We start from the raw sequence: 15,472 nt of genomic DNA, 5'->3' as shown, positions 1-15,472 counted from the left end.
GTCAGTGTAGGACCAGTGCCGCCGCTGGTCGGGCGCGTCAGCGGAGGACGTGCGGCGGCGGCGTGCTCCCCCACCCGTCGTCATCGCCACGCTGGTCGACGGCACCGCCGTGCTGGTGGCCGGCACCGAAGGCGGCCTCGGGACCGGACTCGGCAGCCGGTCGGTTCGGCCGCGGGTACCGCCGGCGGTAGTGCACCAGCACCGCCACGAGCACGATGACGCCGACGACCGACACGATCGCGATCCCGATCAGGTAGAGCACGTTCGTCAGCGCCGACACCGCACCGGCGGACCCGGGCGGGAGCGTGCCGTACATGAGTTCCATGCGCGCGTTGCCGGTGACGAGCAGCGCGATGAGCGCCGCGATCTCGCTCGTCGAGTCCCACAACCCGTGCAGCAGGGCCACGCCGACGTACGCCACGAGCACGAGCCACGACCAGCGGATGCGCTGGCTGCCGTGGGCGAGGCCGAAGATGACCGCCCCGAGGATCGCGGTCCAGAGCACGTGGCCGACCGGCGAGAGCACGGCGCGGATGACCTCGGTCTGGAGCAGCGAGAACAGGTCGATGCCCTGCTGGGTGATCGCCGCGTTGAACGCGTACCCAGCAGACTCGAACGCGGCGAACCCGGCGCCGACGGTGGCGCCGAGCAGCGCTCCCTGGCGCGCGGTCTTCGGCCGGACCCGCCATCCGACGAAGAGCAGGAGCACGCCCTTGACGAACTCCTCGACGAACCCGACGGCGATGTACAGGAACACGTTCTGGTGCAGGTTCGCCTCGAGCACGGATGCCCCGAGCACGCCGAGGATGCCGCCGACGAAGAACGCGACGATGAGCTGCATCGTGCTGACCGTCCCCGTGACCCGCTCGATGACGAACAGCACGACGGTGAACGGCACGAGGAAGCTGCCGAGCAGGATGATCGTCGGCACGAGGTTCGTGTTCCGCGTGAACACGGTCACGACGATCGTGACGAGCCAGAGCGCCAGCCCGAGGAGCAGGGTCTTCCACCACCAGCCGTGGCGGTGGTGCGCGTGCGGTCGGGGGACGTCGTCGTAGTCCGGGTCGATCGGTGCGTCGAACGCAGTGCGCGCCGGGTCGGTGGTGGCCATGCCCACCATCGTGCTCCGCGGGGGCGGACAGCGCTCAGAACTCGTAGTGCACGCCGCTCCAGGCTTCGCGCACCGGACGGTCCGGGTCCCGCTCGACGTGGCTGACGCGGTCGATGCAGAGCGTCTCCCGGTCCTCGGCGGTGTACCGGGGCCAGGTCCAGCCTCGGTGGGACGGCACGCCGTCGCGCGCGAACGCGGTCCAGGAGCCGGCGAGGACCTCGTGGATCCGCCGTCGGGTCGCGGGCGTGTCGGTGCCGGCCACGATCCTCCCGAGCGGTGTGCGGAAGGTCCTGAACAGGTAGGGCAGTTCGGTGCCGTGCGCGGCGCCGAGCCCGACGAGCCGCATGAGCGGCGACGCGTGGTCGAACCGGTACATCCAGGTGGGGTTGCCTGCGGCGGCGTGCGCCTCGGCCATGTCGATCGACGGCACGTGGAACACGCCGTCCCCGCCGGCGGCCACCCAGTCGCGGCGAGGCCGGTCCGCGTCGTCGGCGTACAGCCGCCGGATGCGCTGCCAGGCCTCCGGGTCCGTGCCGGCCACGAGTCGTTCGACGCGCTCCCGCGTGTTCGGCAGGATCGGGGTCCGCGCGTGCTTGAACAGCGACGCCTCGTCGTGGTTCGTGCCGATCACGAGTGGCACCGGCGCCGTCCGCCCGGCCCGGGCGGCGGCGAGCGGGTGTTCCGGCAGGACGTCGCCGTCGATCGTCGGCGACATGACGGCGACGAGCGGGGACTCCCGGGTCACCGCGTCGTCGACTTCCTCGGCCACCGTCTGGAGGCGCGACACCGGCATCGCTCGCATCGCCCGCCCGGCGTGGGCCGGGTCGAGTCCGAGTCGTCGCGCGAGCATGCGCGCGTGCTCCGCCTTGTTCTCGGGCGAGTGCGCGGTCATCGGGTGTGCGCTCTGCGCGATCGCCCCGGCGAGCACCGGCCGGGCGGACGGCGCGGCCAACAGGGTCGTCACCGAGTTCCCGCCGGAGGACTCGCCGAACACGGTGATCCGGGCCGGGTCCCCACCGAAGCCGGCGACGTTCTCGGCGACCCACTCGAGGGCGGCGATCTGGTCGCGCAGGGTGCAGTTCGCGTCGAAGGTCACACCGTCGCCGCCGAGCACGCGGAGGTCCATGCTGCCGAACACGCCGAGCCGGTACGAGACGGTCACGAGGACGACGCCGAGCCGGGCGAGGGCGCCGCCGTCGTAGTCGGGTGTCCCGCCCGAGCCGGACCGGTAGGCGCCGCCGTGCACGAACACGAGCACGGGCAGGCCGTCCGCGTCGGTCGGACTGCTGACGGTGACGTACAGGCAGTCCTCGGACTGCGGGAACCGCCGAGCGATGCCGCCCGTGTAGGGGTGCGGGCGCTGCGGACCGGCCGGGCCGGGCGCGACGGCGGGTCGGACACCCTCCCACGGCCTGACGCGGCGCGGCGCTCGCCACCGGAGCTCCCCGACCGGCGGCTCGGCGTACGGCACGCCGAGCCAACGGCGGATCCCGTCCCGCTCGAGGCCGCGGACGGCGCCGCCCGTGGTCCGGACGGTCAGGGGCTCTGTGGACGTCGGCGTGGTCATCGTCGGTCGACGCTACGCCGCGGTCCCGGTGCGCGAGGCGCCCCGGTCAGGAGGCCTCGACGACGACCTCGCTCCGGGCACTGCCGGTACCCCCCGTCCGCGGGGTGTCGGGCCGACCGGGGGCGGCGGTAGCCTCACAGGACCCGAACGGCCGGGCCGTCGCGCTGTACCCGCCGCGCAGATCCCGACCCGCCATCTGACCTGGAGTCTCCGTGGACTCGAACGACAGGGCGCCCCGAACGCCCTGGGACCACGACGTGCCCGAGCGCGCCGACCGGACCCGAACGCACGCGTACCACCGACGCACCCGCCGGCCGGCGCTCGCCGTCGGCGTCGCACTGTCCCTCGCGCTCGTGCTCGCGGCGTGCGCGCCCGCGCGGAGTGGCGCGCAGTCCCTCCCGACGTTCGACGCCCGCTCGTCCACCGCCGCCAGCACGGCCACCGCGACGGCGACCGGGGAGCCCGCGCCGTCCCAGGACGAGGCCGTCCCCACGCCCGGGTCGTTCGACGAGTTCGACGGACCGGCGGGTGCCGCTCCGGACCCGGCCCACTGGAGCGCCCAGACCGGCGCGGGCGGATGGGGCAACCACGAGCTGCAGACCTACACGGCGTCGAACGGGGTGCTCGACGGCCACGGCCACCTCGTCATCACGGCGGACATCGGCCCCGACGGCGGTCCCCCGTACACCTCCGCCCGGCTGACGACCCACGGCAAGGCGTCCTTCGGGTACGGCACGGTCTCCGCGCGGATCCAGGTCCCGCAGGGCGGGTCGCTCGTGCCGGCGTTCTGGATGCTCGGCTCCGACGTCGACACGGTCGGCTGGCCGGAGTGCGGCGAGATCGACGTCGTCGAGGCCCCGATCGACACGCACCGCACCTCGCACTTCCTGCACGGCCCGGGCGAGGACGACCCGGACCACAACGTGCAGGCCGGCGGGATCCTCATGCACACCCAGGCGATGAGCAAGGGGTTCCACACGTACTCGGTCACCCGGTCGCCGGGGCACGTCGTCATCAGCGTGGACGGTGTCGTCGGCACGGACATCACCGAGGCGACCGCCCCCAGCGCCCTGAAGTGGGTGTTCGACGGACAGTTCGACCTCATCCTCAGCCTCGCGATCGGCGGGTCGGTGCCGCACCCGACAGCGAGCACGCCGCGGACGGCTCAGATGGTCGTCGACTGGGTCCGGTACGCGCCGGCACGGTGACGACCGAGCTGGCGGACGAGCCGCGGCGGGGTCAGCCCGACAGCGCGATGCGGAACACCTGGACGCCCACGGCGCCGAGCGCCGACAGTCCGAGCCGGAGGCGGAACGACCGCCCCGACCGCGGCGCCGCGGGCGACACGGCCGCACGCACCTGGTAGAGGATCTCGGCCGACAGCTGCCGCTGCAGCCGCGCGGGCGCCGAACGCGCCGCGCTGCTCGTCGACACCGCGACGACGACGGCGTCTGGCGTCAAGTGCGCCTCGACCGCGCGGAGGACGTCGATGGCGCGGCGGAGCGACGAACGCCGCCCGCTGTTCCGCACGGCGAGGACGGCAACCGGGCAGCGCACGTCGTCCGGCAGCTCGTCACGGCGGTCCGGGCGGATGATCGGCAGCTCGATCCGGTGTGCGAACGCCTCGAGCGCTGCGACGACCTCTCCCGCGTCCCCGTCGAGCAGCACCGGCGAGAGGTCGTCGCGCGCGGCGGCCAAATCGGCTCGCGGTCCGCGGCGTCGGGGCATCGGCTCCTCCTCGGTCGGACGTCCAGGTGCCCCCATCCCACACCTCGGAGGCCCATGGCGGAACCTGAGAACCCGATGGTCGACCAATCCGTACGATGCGCTGGGTACCGGGCGGGAGTGCTCCGACCGGCGGACGAGGAGCGATCATGAGCACCACCACACGGACCCCGGAGCAGCGTCGGAAGGGATTCCTCGCGCGCATGACGTTCGCCTGCGCCTGGGGCGAGGGCCTGGACGGTTTCGACCTCGGCCTCATCAGCGTCGTCCTGCCGCTCATCTCGACGGCCCTCCACGTGAACGCCCTGGAGGCGGGCCTCATCGGTGCGTCGTCCCTCATCGGCATCTTCGTCGGGGCGCCACTGACGGGCCTCCTGACCGACCGGTTCGGACGGAAGACCGTGTTCACGGTCGACATCATCGCGTTCGTCGTCCTCGGCCTGCTGCAGGCCTTCGTGACCGACGCCTGGCAGCTCCTCGCCGTCCGCATCGCGCTCGGGATCGCGATCGGCGCCGAGTACTCGATCGGCGCAGCGATGCTGGCCGAGTTCGCCCCCGCGAAGAGCCGGGGACGGCGCCTGTCCGGGCTGCTCGTGTGTTGGTACGCCGGGTACCTCGCCGCGGTCGTGGTCGGGTACGCGCTCGTCGACCTCGGGCACCTCAACTGGCGGTGGGTGCTCGCGACGAGCATCCTCCCGGCGATCGTCACCGTCATCGTCCGCATCGGTTTCCCGGAGTCCCCGCGGTGGCTGCTGCACCGTGGTCGCGAGCAGGAGGCCCGCGCGGTGATCGACCAGCGCCTCGGCGGCGGCGCGTACTACGAGCAAGAGGACTACGGCTCCGAGGAGCAGAAGGCCGGCGGCTACCGCGCCCTGTTCGCGCCGGGGAACCGGAAGCGCGTGACCTTCATCGCCGTGTTCTGGGCCTGCAACGTCGCCCCCTACTTCGCGATCTTCACGTTCGCACCGACCGTGCTCAAGTCGCTCGCGCTGCACAACGAGACGGCCGGCACCATCACCGTCAACGGCATGGCCGCCGTCGGGGCGCTCGTCGGGATGCTCACCATCGAGCGGATCGGCCGTCGCCCGCAGCTCATCCCGCCGTTCTGGATCATGGCGGTCGCCCTGGCCGTGGTCGGCTTCTGGGGCAGCGCGCCGGGTGCGGTCGTCGTCGTGTGCTTCGCCGTGTTCTCGTTCATGAACGCGCTGCAGGGCAACCTCACCGCCGTCTACCCCATCGAGGTGTTCCCGACCGAGGTCCGCTCGACCGGTGTGGGCTTCACCGCCGCGTGCAGCCGCGTCGGCGCCGCCGCGGGGACCTTCCTGCTCCCGGTGGGCATCACGACGCTCGGCATCGGACCGTGCATGCTCATCGCCGCGGCGATCTGCGTGGTCGGCGCGATCGTCTCGCAGGTCATGGCACCGGAGACGACGGGGCGTGGCCTGCACGACACGAGCACGGGCGAGTTCAACGCCCGCGCGCTGCAGGGGCGGCTCCCGGAGCGCGTGGGCTGACGGCCTGGAGGAACGGCGCGGGCTGGTCACACTCATCCCGACCGCGCCCGCGGGCGCCCGTCGGCGCGCCCGCGATCAGTCGAGCGGCAGCGCGGGGACGCTCGGCGTCGCGAACCCCAGGATCTGCCCGTAGAACGCGAGCTCCTTCTCCGTCGCGTCGATGATGGTCGCGGCCTTCCGGAACCCGTGCCCCTCGCCCGCGTAGGTGACGTAGGCGTGCGGGATGCCCCGCTCCCGCATGGCGTCGCGGAACAGCTCGGCCTGCGACGGCGGCACGACCCGGTCGTCGAGGCCCTGGAGCAGGAGCACGGGCGTGCGGAGCTGGTCGACGGCGTGCAGGGGGGCGCGTTCGCGGTACAGCGCCGCGGCCTCCGGCATGGGCCCGATGAGCCCGTCGAGGTAGCGCGACTCGAAGTCGTGGGTGTCCTGCGCGAACCGCTCGAGCTCCGCGACCCCGAAGTACGAGACCCCGGCGGCGAACACGTCGGACCGGGTGAGTGCGGACAGGACCGTCCAGCCGCCGGCCGAGCCGCCGCGGATCGCGAGGCGTGCCGGATCGGCGAGCCCGGCCTCCCCGAGACCCCGCACCGCGGCGATCGTGTCCTCGACGTCGACGACGCCCCACTGGCCCCGCAGGGTCTCGCGGTAGGCGCGGCCGTACCCGGTCGACCCGCCGTAGTCGATGTCGACCACCCCGATCCCGCGGCTCGTCCAGTACGCGATGCGCATGTCGAGCGCGGCCACCGCCTGCGAGGTCGGACCGCCGTGCACGACCGCGACGTACGGGGGGAGTTCGCCCTGCGGGGCGACGTGGTCGGGGTTCCGCGGCGGGTACACGATCGCGTGCACGGTCCGCGCGCCCGGGAACTCCCGGCGCTCGGCCACCGGCAGGTACCGGGCGTCGGGCAGGTCGTCGGCGTCGAGCCGGACGTCCTCGGCGGCTCCGGTCGCGAGGTCGAGGAGCCGGGCCCCGGCACCGACCGTCGACGCACCGGAGGTCACGAGGACCCGGCCGTCCCGGGCCCCGCCCACGGCGATGCTCGTCCACGGCGTCTCGATCGGCTCCGGGTCCCGCTCGCCGGTCGGGTCGAGCACGACGAGTGAGGTGGACCCGAAGGTGCGGGTGGCGAGCAGGCGGCCGTCCGGCAGCAGCGTGTACCAGCGGGTGCCGAGCCTCCAGAGCGGTCCCCCGTACTCGGCGGCGTCCGGGTGCAGCGGTGTCCGGACGCCGCCGAGCGTGATCCGCTCGAGGTTCCACCAGCCGGTCGGGTCCGCGATCGCGACGAGCGTGTCGTCGTCGAGCCACTCGGGCTGGAGGACCGACTCCGTGGGCGACCCGGCGAGCGTCCGCCAGGTGCCCGCGACGCCGTCGTCACCGACGGAAGCGACGCGGAGCTCGGTGCCGTCCCAGGGCATCCGCGGGTGGTCCCAGGCGATCCAGGCCAGGTGCCGGCCGTTCGGTGACCACCGCGGGGCGGCGAGGAAGTCGGATCCGCCGACGACGCTGCGGACCGCCGCGGGATCGGTCGCCGCGGAGCCGTCGACCGGCACGGCGACGACGTCACGGACGATGTCGGTCGTGTTCTCGCCGGTCTTCGTGGCGCTCGGAGTGTGGGTCTCGCGCACCGCCACGACCTCGTCCCCGCGCAGGCTCACGTCCCCGTACCGGTGGTGCGTGCCGTCGGTCCCGAGTGGCGTGAGCGGTCGGGGCTCCGGGGCGCCCGGCTCCAGCACGTACAGGCGCTGGTCGGTGAACTCGACGAACACCAGGACACCCCGGTCGTCGGCCGCCCAGGCACCACCGCCGTACTCGTGCACGCGGCTCGCGGCGTTCCACGGAGCGGGCAGGACGTCGACCACCGCGCCCGACGCGTCGCGGCGTCGGACCGCCGAGCGGCCGTCCTCCTGCGGGCGGAGCTCGAGCCACCAGACCTCGTCGCCCACCCAGCGCGGGCCGGACACGGGGTGGCCGTTCGTGGTGAGGTCCGCTGCGGAGATCGGGGAGGTCCAGGAGCCGTACGGCGTCGTTGCGGGCATACGCCCATCGTGGCAGACGGGGACGTCAGACCTTCAGGTGGAAGAGCGCGACGTACTCCTTCGGCAGCTGGGTCGTCACGTGGTCCCACACGCCCTTCGACACGGCCTCGTGCAGGACGGCGAACACGACGGTCGCACCCTCGAGCGCGGTGTCGGCGTCGACGCCCGCCCGTTCGGCCACGCGTCGGCAGAACTCGTCGGCCCCGAACCGCTCGGACGCCTCACCGTCGCGGAGGAGCGGCGTGCGGAGCTCCTCGGGCAGCTCCGCGGCGAGGTCGGCGGCCTCGCCCCCACTGAGCCGCTCGGCCAACGTCAGGAGCGTCGCGTCCGTGATGGGCCGAGCCCGGGTGCGGGTGTGGGTGATGTCGGCTCGCTGTGCCACGAGGTCCACGAACTCTCCGGCGTCCATCGGTCCCTGCCGTTCTCGCTCCGACGACGCCGCCGGGGACGGCGACGTCCGGTCCACGGTGTCGTTGTGCCCTGCAGTGTCGTCGGGACGCCTGCGGTGTCGTTCAGGTCCGGGCGCCGCCCCGCGGGCCTCGCCCACGGCGTGCCGATGCCCCCGCCTCCCTACCGAGACGGGGGCACCAGCGGTCCGTGTCAGATGTCGCGCACCTGCCCCTGCTCGATGCGGAGCCGGCGCTCGGCGCGCCGGGCGACCCACGAGTCGTGGGTGACGATCACGACGGTGAGCCCGCGGTCCCGCCACTGCCGCTCGATGAGCGACATGATCTCGTCGCGCGTGGCCTCGTCGAGCGCCCCGGTGGGTTCGTCGGCGAGGAGCACGCTCGGGTCCTTCACCAGTGCCCGGGCGATCGCGACGCGCTGCTGCTGTCCGCCCGACAGCTCGGCCGGCAGGTGGGACAGCCGCTCACCCAGGCCGACCTCCTGCAGTGCCGCAGTTGCTCGTCGGTGCACTTCGTCCCTCCCGACCCGCGCCAGCGAGCCGGCGAACGCCGTCTCGACGTTCTCGAGCGCGGTGAGCGTGGGGATCAGGTTGAACGACTGGAACACGAACCCGATCTCGGTCGCGCGGATGTCGGTGAGTGCGGCACCCCCTGCGGTCGAGAGGTCGTGGCCGCCGAGCCGGACCGCGCCCGAGGTCGGTCGGTCGAGCGCGCCGAGCATCTGCAGCAGCGTCGACTTGCCGCCGCCGGTCGGACCCTGGATCGCGACGAGCTGCCCCCTCGGGATCACGAGGTCCACGCCCGCGAGAGCCGTGACCTGCTTGCCCTTCTGCGCGTAGCGCTTCGTCACCCCGGTGAGCTGGTACATCGCTGCCGAGGGGTGGGCCGACGCGGTGCCGACCGTACGGGGTGCCGTGGTGGTCGGTGCCCCTGCCTCCGTGGTGTCGTCGGTCGTGGTGGTCATCGGGGCGCCTGCTTCCGTGGTGTCATCGGTCGTGGTGCTGATGGGCAGGGTGCGGCTGTCGGTCATCAGGCCACGCTCCGCAGCGCCGCCGCCGGACGCAGCCGGGAGGCCCGCCACCCGCCGAACACCCCGGACAGCAGTCCGCCGGTGATCGCCAGCCCGATCGCGACCACGATGATCTCGACCGTCACGGGGGCGTGGAGGACCACCTCCGTCGCCGAGGACGCAGCCCGACCGGCTGCGCTCGCCGCACCGTTCGCGGCGCCGGAACCGGCCGCCGCCGTCGCCGCGCTGCCGGGTCCTGCCCCGCCGGGGCCACCCGCGCTGGTGCTGCTGGACGCGCTGGCGGAGATGGTGGGGGCGATGACGTTGATGACGAGGATGCCGACCAGGCCCGCGACGGCTCCGACGACGCCGCCGATGACGCCCTGGACGAACGACTCCCCGGCGACCTGCCGGGTGATGCGGCCGTTGGACCAGCCGATGGCCTTCAGGGTGCCGAACTCGCGGGTGCGGCGGCTGACGCCGGAGATCGTGAACAGGATGGCGATGAGGAACGCGGCGGCGAGGACCACGATCGACAGCCAGGTGCCGAGGTTCGACACGAGGCTCGACGCGGTCGAGAGGGACCCGGACACGCTCGATGCGAGGTCGGCCTCGGTGGAGACGGTCGCCTTGGTGAGCTTCTTCTCGAGCGCGGTCTTGATGCTGCTGACGTCCGAGGACGAGGTCGCCGAGACGTAGACCGAGGTCACCTTGCCGGTCTCACCGGACAGCTCCTGTGCGGTGTCGAGCGGGATGTACATGTCCGATGCGGTGCTCGAGGACGAGCTCGTCGACGCGACGATGCCGACCACGGTGAACGTCGTGTCGCCGATCGAGATGGTGTCGCCGACGGTCTTCGACTCGGTCTTCGCGTACGTCGTGTCGAGCACGACGACGTCCTTCCCGGCGTCCGAAGCCCTGAGCGCCCGACCCTTCGTCACCTCGGCGCTCGTCAGCGGGCCGACCGTGGTGCTCGACGTCGCGATGCCCTCGACGGTGGTCTGGTCGACGCTGAAGCTGCCGCCGCCGAAGCCGCCCGCGGGACCGCCGTCGGTCGACTGGCCCGAGCCCGAGGTGCCGGACCCCGCGGTGCCCGAGGACGACGAGCCCGAGGACGACGAGCCGGAGGTGCCCGACGACGACCCGGACGAGACCGAGCCCGAGAACGAGTTCTCGGTCAGCTGCAGCACGCCCGTTGCGGCGGCGACGCCCGAGGTGTTCGCGACCTTCGTCACCGTGCTCGCGGCCATCGTCGAGGTACCCCGCTGTACGGAGAGGGTCGACTGTGACAGGTTCGTCTTCCCGCTCGAGCCCGACGACGAGCCGGACCCCGAGCCGAAGTCGAAGCTCGGTGGTTTGCTCGACGACGCGGTCGCCGTCTTCGTCACGGTGATGTCGGTGCCGACGCCGTAGACCGACTCGAGCACGCTGGACTGCGCTGCCTTCACACCGCTCGAGATCGACGACACGATGATCACGAGTGCGATGGCCAACGCCATCCCGATCGCGATGATCACGGTCTGCTTCTTGCGGTTCGTGAGCTCGCGCCTCAGGTACGTCGTGAACATGGGGTCTCCTCGCCAGGGTCGGCTCCTGGTCTCCGGCTCGTGCGGTCGCACGGCGGGGCCGACTGCGATGACGCTACGAACGGGTCCTCGCCGCCACCTCTCGGCCTCCCGGGTGACCTCGATGAGGCCCCAGTGAGGTCGGTGAGAAACGACGGGGTCGGCTGGCGGATCTGCGGCATGATGCGTCTGCGATGATCACCGCATGGACGTCGGTCATCCCTCCACCGGTCGGTCGCGCGGGGCGACCGGGGGCTCCGGGGCCACGGACGCCGAGGTCCGCGTCCCGGGCACGGTCGTCGTCGGGCTCGGAGGCATCGGCTCGGCCGCCGCGTACCACCTCGCCGCACGGGGTGCGACGGTGCTCGGACTCGACCCGCGCCTCCCGGGTCACCGCGACGGTTCGTCGCACGGCCGGTCGCGCCTGGTGCGGCAGGCGTACGCCGAGGGCCCCGAGTACGTCGCGCTCACGACCGCCGCCTGGAGGCTGTGGCACGAACTCGAGCAGGCGTCCGGCACCCGTCTGCTGACCGAGAGCGGCGTGCTCGCCGTCGCTCCGATCGGGGGGGCCCTCGTGGCGGACACCCTCGCCGCGGCCCGCGCGCACGGACTCCCCGTCGAGCACCTCACGGCGACCGCGATCCGTGATCGGTTCCCGGCATTCCGCGTCGCCGACGGCTGGGAGGGCGTCCTCGAGCGGGAAGCGGGATTCGTCGACCCCGAGGCGACGGTCCGCGCCCACCACCGACTCGCCCAGGAGCACGGCGCGGAGTTCCGCGCGGAACGCGTCGTCGACATCGCGTTCGGAGCGCACCCGCTCGTCCGCACCGACGTCGCCGCCTACCGCGCGGACCGGGTCGTGGTGGCGGCCGGACCATGGGCGCCCGAGCTGCTCGCCGCGACGGGCCTCCGGATCGTGGCCCGCCGCAAGGTGGTCGCGCACTTCGCGCCGACGGACCCCCGGGGTCTCGGGGCCGACGCCATGCCGGGCTTCTCCATCCAGCACGACGGGCACCTGTACTACGGGTTCCCGGACCACGACGGGCAGGGCGTCAAGATCGGCCGGCACGATGGTGGCGAGGACACGACCCCGGACACGATCGACCGCGTGGTCCGCCCCGACGAGGTCGCCGAACTCCGCGGTGTCCTCGAGCGGTTCCTGCCCGGGGCCGCGGGCGCGGACCTCGACGCGTACTCGTGCATGTACACGATGAGCAGCGACGAGGACTTCATCCTCGGCGCGCTCCCCGGGGCGCCGGCGTGCTTCGTCGCGACCGGCTGCTCCGGGCACGCGTTCAAGTTCGTGCCGGTGCTCGGCGAGGTGCTCGCAGACCTCGCGCTCGGGGTCCGGCCGCGGTACGACATCGGGTTCCTCTCGCCCGATCGCGCTGCGGCCCGGGCGAGCGCGGCCATCGACCGTTGACCGCGCCGCCCGACGTGGCCGCCCGCGGGCGGCGCGGTCGTCAGCCCCGGACCGCGCCGCCCGACACCGGCCTCAGCCCAGCGTGAACCGCAGCGTGCGGACCTCGAAGCCGCCGAGTGCGAGGTCGACCGTCGCGGGGTCGGTCGCCGCGACGGTGCTCGACGCGCCGGTGGTCGCCGCGTCGACGATCGCCTCCTCGAGCAGGGTGACCTCGGTGACGGCCGCGACGTCGGCCGCGACGGTCACGGTCCCGCGGGCACGACGACCCGCCGGCTCGTACACCCGGACGACGAGGTCGCCCGAGCGGTCGTCCGCGAGCTTGACGCTCGACAGCACGAGGTCGTCGGACACCGTCACGAGCGGGTCGAACCCGTGGTCGCCCGTCACGGTCCGGGCGTCGACGTTGAGGAGCACGCCCTCCTCGGTCGCACCGGCCACCGACGTCCCGACGACGAGTCCGAAGCGGTGCGTCTGCACGCCCTGGTCCGTCTCGGGGTCGGGGAACCGCGGTGCACGGAGCAGCGACAGCCGGAGCGTCGTCGTGACGTCCCCGTCGACGGCGTCCCGCGTCATGTCGTACCCGTGGATCGAGTCGTTGACGAGCGCGACGCCGAAGCCCGGCTCCTCCGCGAGCACGTACCGGTGCATGGACGTCTCGAACTTCGCGGCCTCCCACGAGGTGTTGCTGTGGGTGACGCGCTTGTTCGCGCCGAACTGGGTCTCGGCGATCGTGTGCTCCGCGCGGACGTCGAGCGGGAACGCGACCTTGAGGAACTTCTCCGTCTCGTGCCAGTCGACGACCTGGGCGACCTCGAGCGTGCGGGACCCCGGCGCCAGGGACAGCGTCTGCTCGATCGACGACTCCGAGAACGACCGGCGGACGACGATCCGGGCGACGCCGTCGGCACCGGTCGACACGGTCAGCTCGTCGACCCCGCGGATGTCCTCGACCCGGTTGCGGTAGTAGCGGTCGACGTCCCACGCGTCCCACATGTTCGGGAAGTCCTGGTGGAGCTGCAGCAGGTTTCCCGCCTGGCCGGGCGCGATCGCGTCCCGCCCGGACCCGAGGTCGACCGCGGAGGTCACGAGCCCCTCGGCGGAGACCGTGATGCGGACGAGGTCGTTCTCGAGCACGTGGGCGTCGCCGTCCTCCGTGATCGTGACGGGAGCGACCTGCGGCACGGAGGCCGCGACGACCGCCCCGAGCGCGGGCGCCCCGCCCCGGGCGAACGGCGCGGGGTTCACCAGGACGGGGGTGTCCCCCTCGCCGACGAGCGCGCGGACGGCCTGCGCGATGATCGCCACGAGGGCGTCGGCGACGCGCGCGTACTGCTCGACGGCCTCGCGGTGCACCCAGGCGATCGACGTGCCGGGCAGGATGTCGTGGAACTGCTGCAGGAGCACCTGCTGCCACAGGGCGTCGAGCTCGTCGTACGGGTAGGCGAACCCGGTGCGGGCCGCGGCGGTGGCGCACCACAGCTCGGCCTCGATGAGCAGGTGCTCCGCGCGGCGGTTCCCCTGCTTGGTCCCGTGCTGCGACGTCAGGGTCGCGCGGTGCAGCTCGAGGTAGAGCTCACCGACCCACACGGGCGGGTTCGCGAGCTCGCCGCGGGCACGCTCGAAGAACGCGTCCGGGTGCTCCCACGCGACCTGCGCGCTGCCCTCGAGGTCCGCCAGGCGCGCGGCCTTGCCGGTCATCTCGCGCGTGGTCCCGCCACCGCCGTCGCCCCACCCGACGGGCGCGATCGACCCGGACGCCAGGCGGTTCTCGCGGAACTGCCGCGACGCCTTCGCGACCTCGGAGCCGGACAGCTGCGAGTTGTAGGTGTCCATGGACGGGAAGTGCGAGAACACGCGGGACCCGTCGATGCCCTCCCACAGGAACGTGTGGTGCGGGAACTTGTTCACCTGGTTCCACGAGATCTTCTGCGTGAAGAACCACTCGAACCCGGCGCGACGCATGAGCTGCGGTAGGGCCGGCGAGTACCCGAAGCTGTCCGGCAACCAGACACCCTTCGGCCGGATCCCGAACTCGCGCTCGAAGAACCGCTGACCCTGCGAGAACTGCCGGACGATCGACTCGCCGGTCGGCATCACGGTGTCCGACTCGACCCACATGCCACCGAGGGGCAGGAACCGACCCGCTGCCACGGCCTCCTTGACGCGCGCGTACACCTCGGGGCGGTGCTCCTTGATCCAGGCGTACTGCTGCGCGCTCGACATGCCGTAGACGAAGTCGTCGGTCTGGTCGATGAGCTCCGTCATCGACGAGGTGGTCCGCGCCACCTTGCGGATCGTCTCGCGCACGGGCCAGAGCCATGCGGAGTCGATGTGGGCGTGCCCGACGGCGGAGATCCGGTGGGCCGAGGCCTCGGCCGGGGACGCGAGCACGTCGGCGAGCGCCGCTCGGGCGTCGGGCGCGGTCTCGGGGATGTGCTGCAGGTCGAGGGCGTCGAGGGCGTCGTCGAGCGCCTGCAGGATCCGCATCCGTCGCGGCCCCTGGGGCAGTTCGGCCTGGAGCTCGAGCAGCACCTCGATGTCGAGGGCGAGCTCGTGCACCTCGGCCTCGAACACGGTCAGGTCCATGCGGCGCGACGTGTACAACCGCCGTGACGACGACGTCTGGATGTCCCCTTCCTGCGTCGGGAGGAAGGGGTGGTAGTCGAGCAGCACGGGGTTCGACGCGCCCTCGAGGTACAGGTCGACGAGCTCGCCGCCCTCGGCCTGCTCGGTGACCAGGACCCACTGGTTGCGCGGGTTGATCGACTTCACCGGGCTGCCGTCCGGTCGGTAGACGAGGCCCTCGCACTGGAACCCCGGCATGTTCACGTCGAACCCGAGGTCGATGCGCGCCTCGACCCGACGTCCGGCCCACTGCTCGGGCACGGTCCCGGTGACGTGGAACCAGGTGGTCCCCCACGCGGCGCCCCACGGCGTCCCGACCTCGTACGGCCGGTAGGCGAGCGCGAGGCCCTCGGCGGGGGTGATCGGCTCGCCGGGGAGCTCGTTCCACTCGACCGTCAGCGGGACCGCCGTCGCGTGCACGGCCGGCAGGATCCGTTCGTCGAGGACCCGGCGCGCTCGGCCGATGGTGAGGGGGATGTCGTCGTGCAT

General features: G+C 72.8%; 11 protein-coding genes. 3 read left to right on the top strand and 8 right to left on the bottom strand.

The window, feature by feature from the left end; all coding sequences use genetic code 11:
- Nucleotides 1-37: 37 nt before the first annotated feature.
- Together DEI82_RS10190 and DEI82_RS10185 are read right to left on the bottom strand one after the other, a co-directional pair.
- Nucleotides 38-1,111: a PrsW family intramembrane metalloprotease gene (locus tag DEI82_RS10190; protein WP_111036689.1), complete on the bottom strand. Its 1,074-nt coding sequence runs from the start codon at nt 1,109-1,111 to the stop codon at nt 38-40.
- A 34-nt stretch (nt 1,112-1,145) separates the two neighbouring features.
- A complete protein-coding gene (locus DEI82_RS10185) occupies nt 1,146-2,678 on the bottom strand; it encodes a carboxylesterase/lipase family protein (RefSeq protein ID WP_111036688.1) in 1,533 nt (510 codons plus the stop codon).
- Between the two features lie 212 nt (nt 2,679-2,890).
- Here DEI82_RS10185 and DEI82_RS10180 point away from each other — a divergent pair, with 212 nt between their 5' ends.
- On the top strand, nt 2,891-3,886 hold the full coding sequence (locus tag DEI82_RS10180) for a family 16 glycosylhydrolase (protein WP_146242889.1): 996 nt from the start codon (nt 2,891-2,893) through the stop codon (nt 3,884-3,886).
- Between the two features lie 31 nt (nt 3,887-3,917).
- Here the strand turns inward: DEI82_RS10180 and DEI82_RS10175 are convergent, their stop codons facing one another.
- Nucleotides 3,918-4,406, bottom strand: coding sequence for a hypothetical protein (locus DEI82_RS10175; protein WP_146242888.1), 489 nt, complete (start codon nt 4,404-4,406; stop codon nt 3,918-3,920).
- A gap of 146 nt (nt 4,407-4,552) precedes the next feature.
- Between DEI82_RS10175 and DEI82_RS10170 the strand changes: the two genes are divergently transcribed.
- Complete coding sequence (locus tag DEI82_RS10170; protein ID WP_111010456.1) at nt 4,553-5,917, top strand: MFS transporter; 1,365 nt, start codon at nt 4,553-4,555, stop codon at nt 5,915-5,917.
- Nucleotides 5,918-5,992: 75 nt separating this feature from the next.
- Here the strand turns inward: DEI82_RS10170 and DEI82_RS10165 are convergent, their stop codons facing one another.
- From DEI82_RS10165 to DEI82_RS10150, 4 genes are all read right to left on the bottom strand, one after another.
- Nucleotides 5,993-7,954: a prolyl oligopeptidase family serine peptidase gene (locus DEI82_RS10165; protein ID WP_111036685.1), complete on the bottom strand. Its 1,962-nt coding sequence runs from the start codon at nt 7,952-7,954 to the stop codon at nt 5,993-5,995.
- 25 nt (nt 7,955-7,979) lie between these two features.
- The gene (locus DEI82_RS10160; protein ID WP_111036712.1) at nt 7,980-8,363 is read right to left on the bottom strand and encodes a DUF2267 domain-containing protein; all 384 of its coding nucleotides are present in this window, start codon (nt 8,361-8,363) and stop codon (nt 7,980-7,982) included.
- Between the two features lie 191 nt (nt 8,364-8,554).
- Nucleotides 8,555-9,229 carry an ABC transporter ATP-binding protein gene (locus DEI82_RS10155; protein ID WP_111036711.1) on the bottom strand — a complete coding sequence of 225 codons (675 nt, stop codon included), beginning with the start codon at nt 9,227-9,229 and terminating at the stop codon, nt 8,555-8,557.
- Nucleotides 9,230-9,390: 161 nt separating this feature from the next.
- Entirely contained in the window at nt 9,391-10,938 is a 1,548-nt protein-coding gene (locus DEI82_RS10150; RefSeq protein WP_111036684.1) for an ABC transporter permease, read from the bottom strand.
- A 202-nt stretch (nt 10,939-11,140) separates the two neighbouring features.
- Here DEI82_RS10150 and solA point away from each other — a divergent pair, with 202 nt between their 5' ends.
- Nucleotides 11,141-12,358 (top strand): N-methyl-L-tryptophan oxidase, encoded by a 1,218-nt coding sequence (gene solA, locus DEI82_RS10145; RefSeq protein ID WP_111036683.1) that lies wholly within the window; start codon nt 11,141-11,143, stop codon nt 12,356-12,358.
- Between the two features lie 72 nt (nt 12,359-12,430).
- Here the strand turns inward: solA and DEI82_RS10140 are convergent, their stop codons facing one another.
- The gene (locus DEI82_RS10140; protein WP_111036682.1) at nt 12,431-15,472 is read right to left on the bottom strand and encodes a glycoside hydrolase family 38 C-terminal domain-containing protein; all 3,042 of its coding nucleotides are present in this window, start codon (nt 15,470-15,472) and stop codon (nt 12,431-12,433) included.

It is taken from the genome of Curtobacterium sp. MCBD17_019, assembly GCF_003234555.1.
Classification (GTDB): Bacteria; Actinomycetota; Actinomycetes; order Actinomycetales; family Microbacteriaceae; genus Curtobacterium.
The sequence above is the reverse complement of the archived record's forward strand: the minus strand, read 5'-3'. Positions and strand labels throughout refer to the sequence as shown.

Bases quoted from the DNA above. Each gene is read 5' to 3' on its own strand.
- DEI82_RS10190 (WP_111036689.1), bottom strand. From the start codon at position 1,111: ATGGCCACCACCGACCCGGCGCGCACTGCGTTCGACGCACCGATCGAC.
- DEI82_RS10185 (WP_111036688.1), bottom strand. From the start codon at position 2,678: ATGACCACGCCGACGTCCACAGAGCCCCTGACCGTCCGGACCACGGGC.
- DEI82_RS10175 (WP_146242888.1), bottom strand. From the start codon at position 4,406: ATGCCCCGACGCCGCGGACCGCGAGCCGATTTGGCCGCCGCGCGCGAC.
- DEI82_RS10170 (WP_111010456.1), top strand. From the start codon at position 4,553: ATGAGCACCACCACACGGACCCCGGAGCAGCGTCGGAAGGGATTCCTC.
- DEI82_RS10165 (WP_111036685.1), bottom strand. From the start codon at position 7,954: ATGCCCGCAACGACGCCGTACGGCTCCTGGACCTCCCCGATCTCCGCA.
- DEI82_RS10160 (WP_111036712.1), bottom strand. From the start codon at position 8,363: ATGGACGCCGGAGAGTTCGTGGACCTCGTGGCACAGCGAGCCGACATC.
- DEI82_RS10155 (WP_111036711.1), bottom strand. From the start codon at position 9,229: ATGTACCAGCTCACCGGGGTGACGAAGCGCTACGCGCAGAAGGGCAAG.
- DEI82_RS10150 (WP_111036684.1), bottom strand. From the start codon at position 10,938: ATGTTCACGACGTACCTGAGGCGCGAGCTCACGAACCGCAAGAAGCAG.
- solA (WP_111036683.1), top strand. From the start codon at position 11,141: ATGGACGTCGGTCATCCCTCCACCGGTCGGTCGCGCGGGGCGACCGGG.
- DEI82_RS10140 (WP_111036682.1), bottom strand. From the start codon at position 15,472: ATGCACGACGACATCCCCCTCACCATCGGCCGAGCGCGCCGGGTCCTC.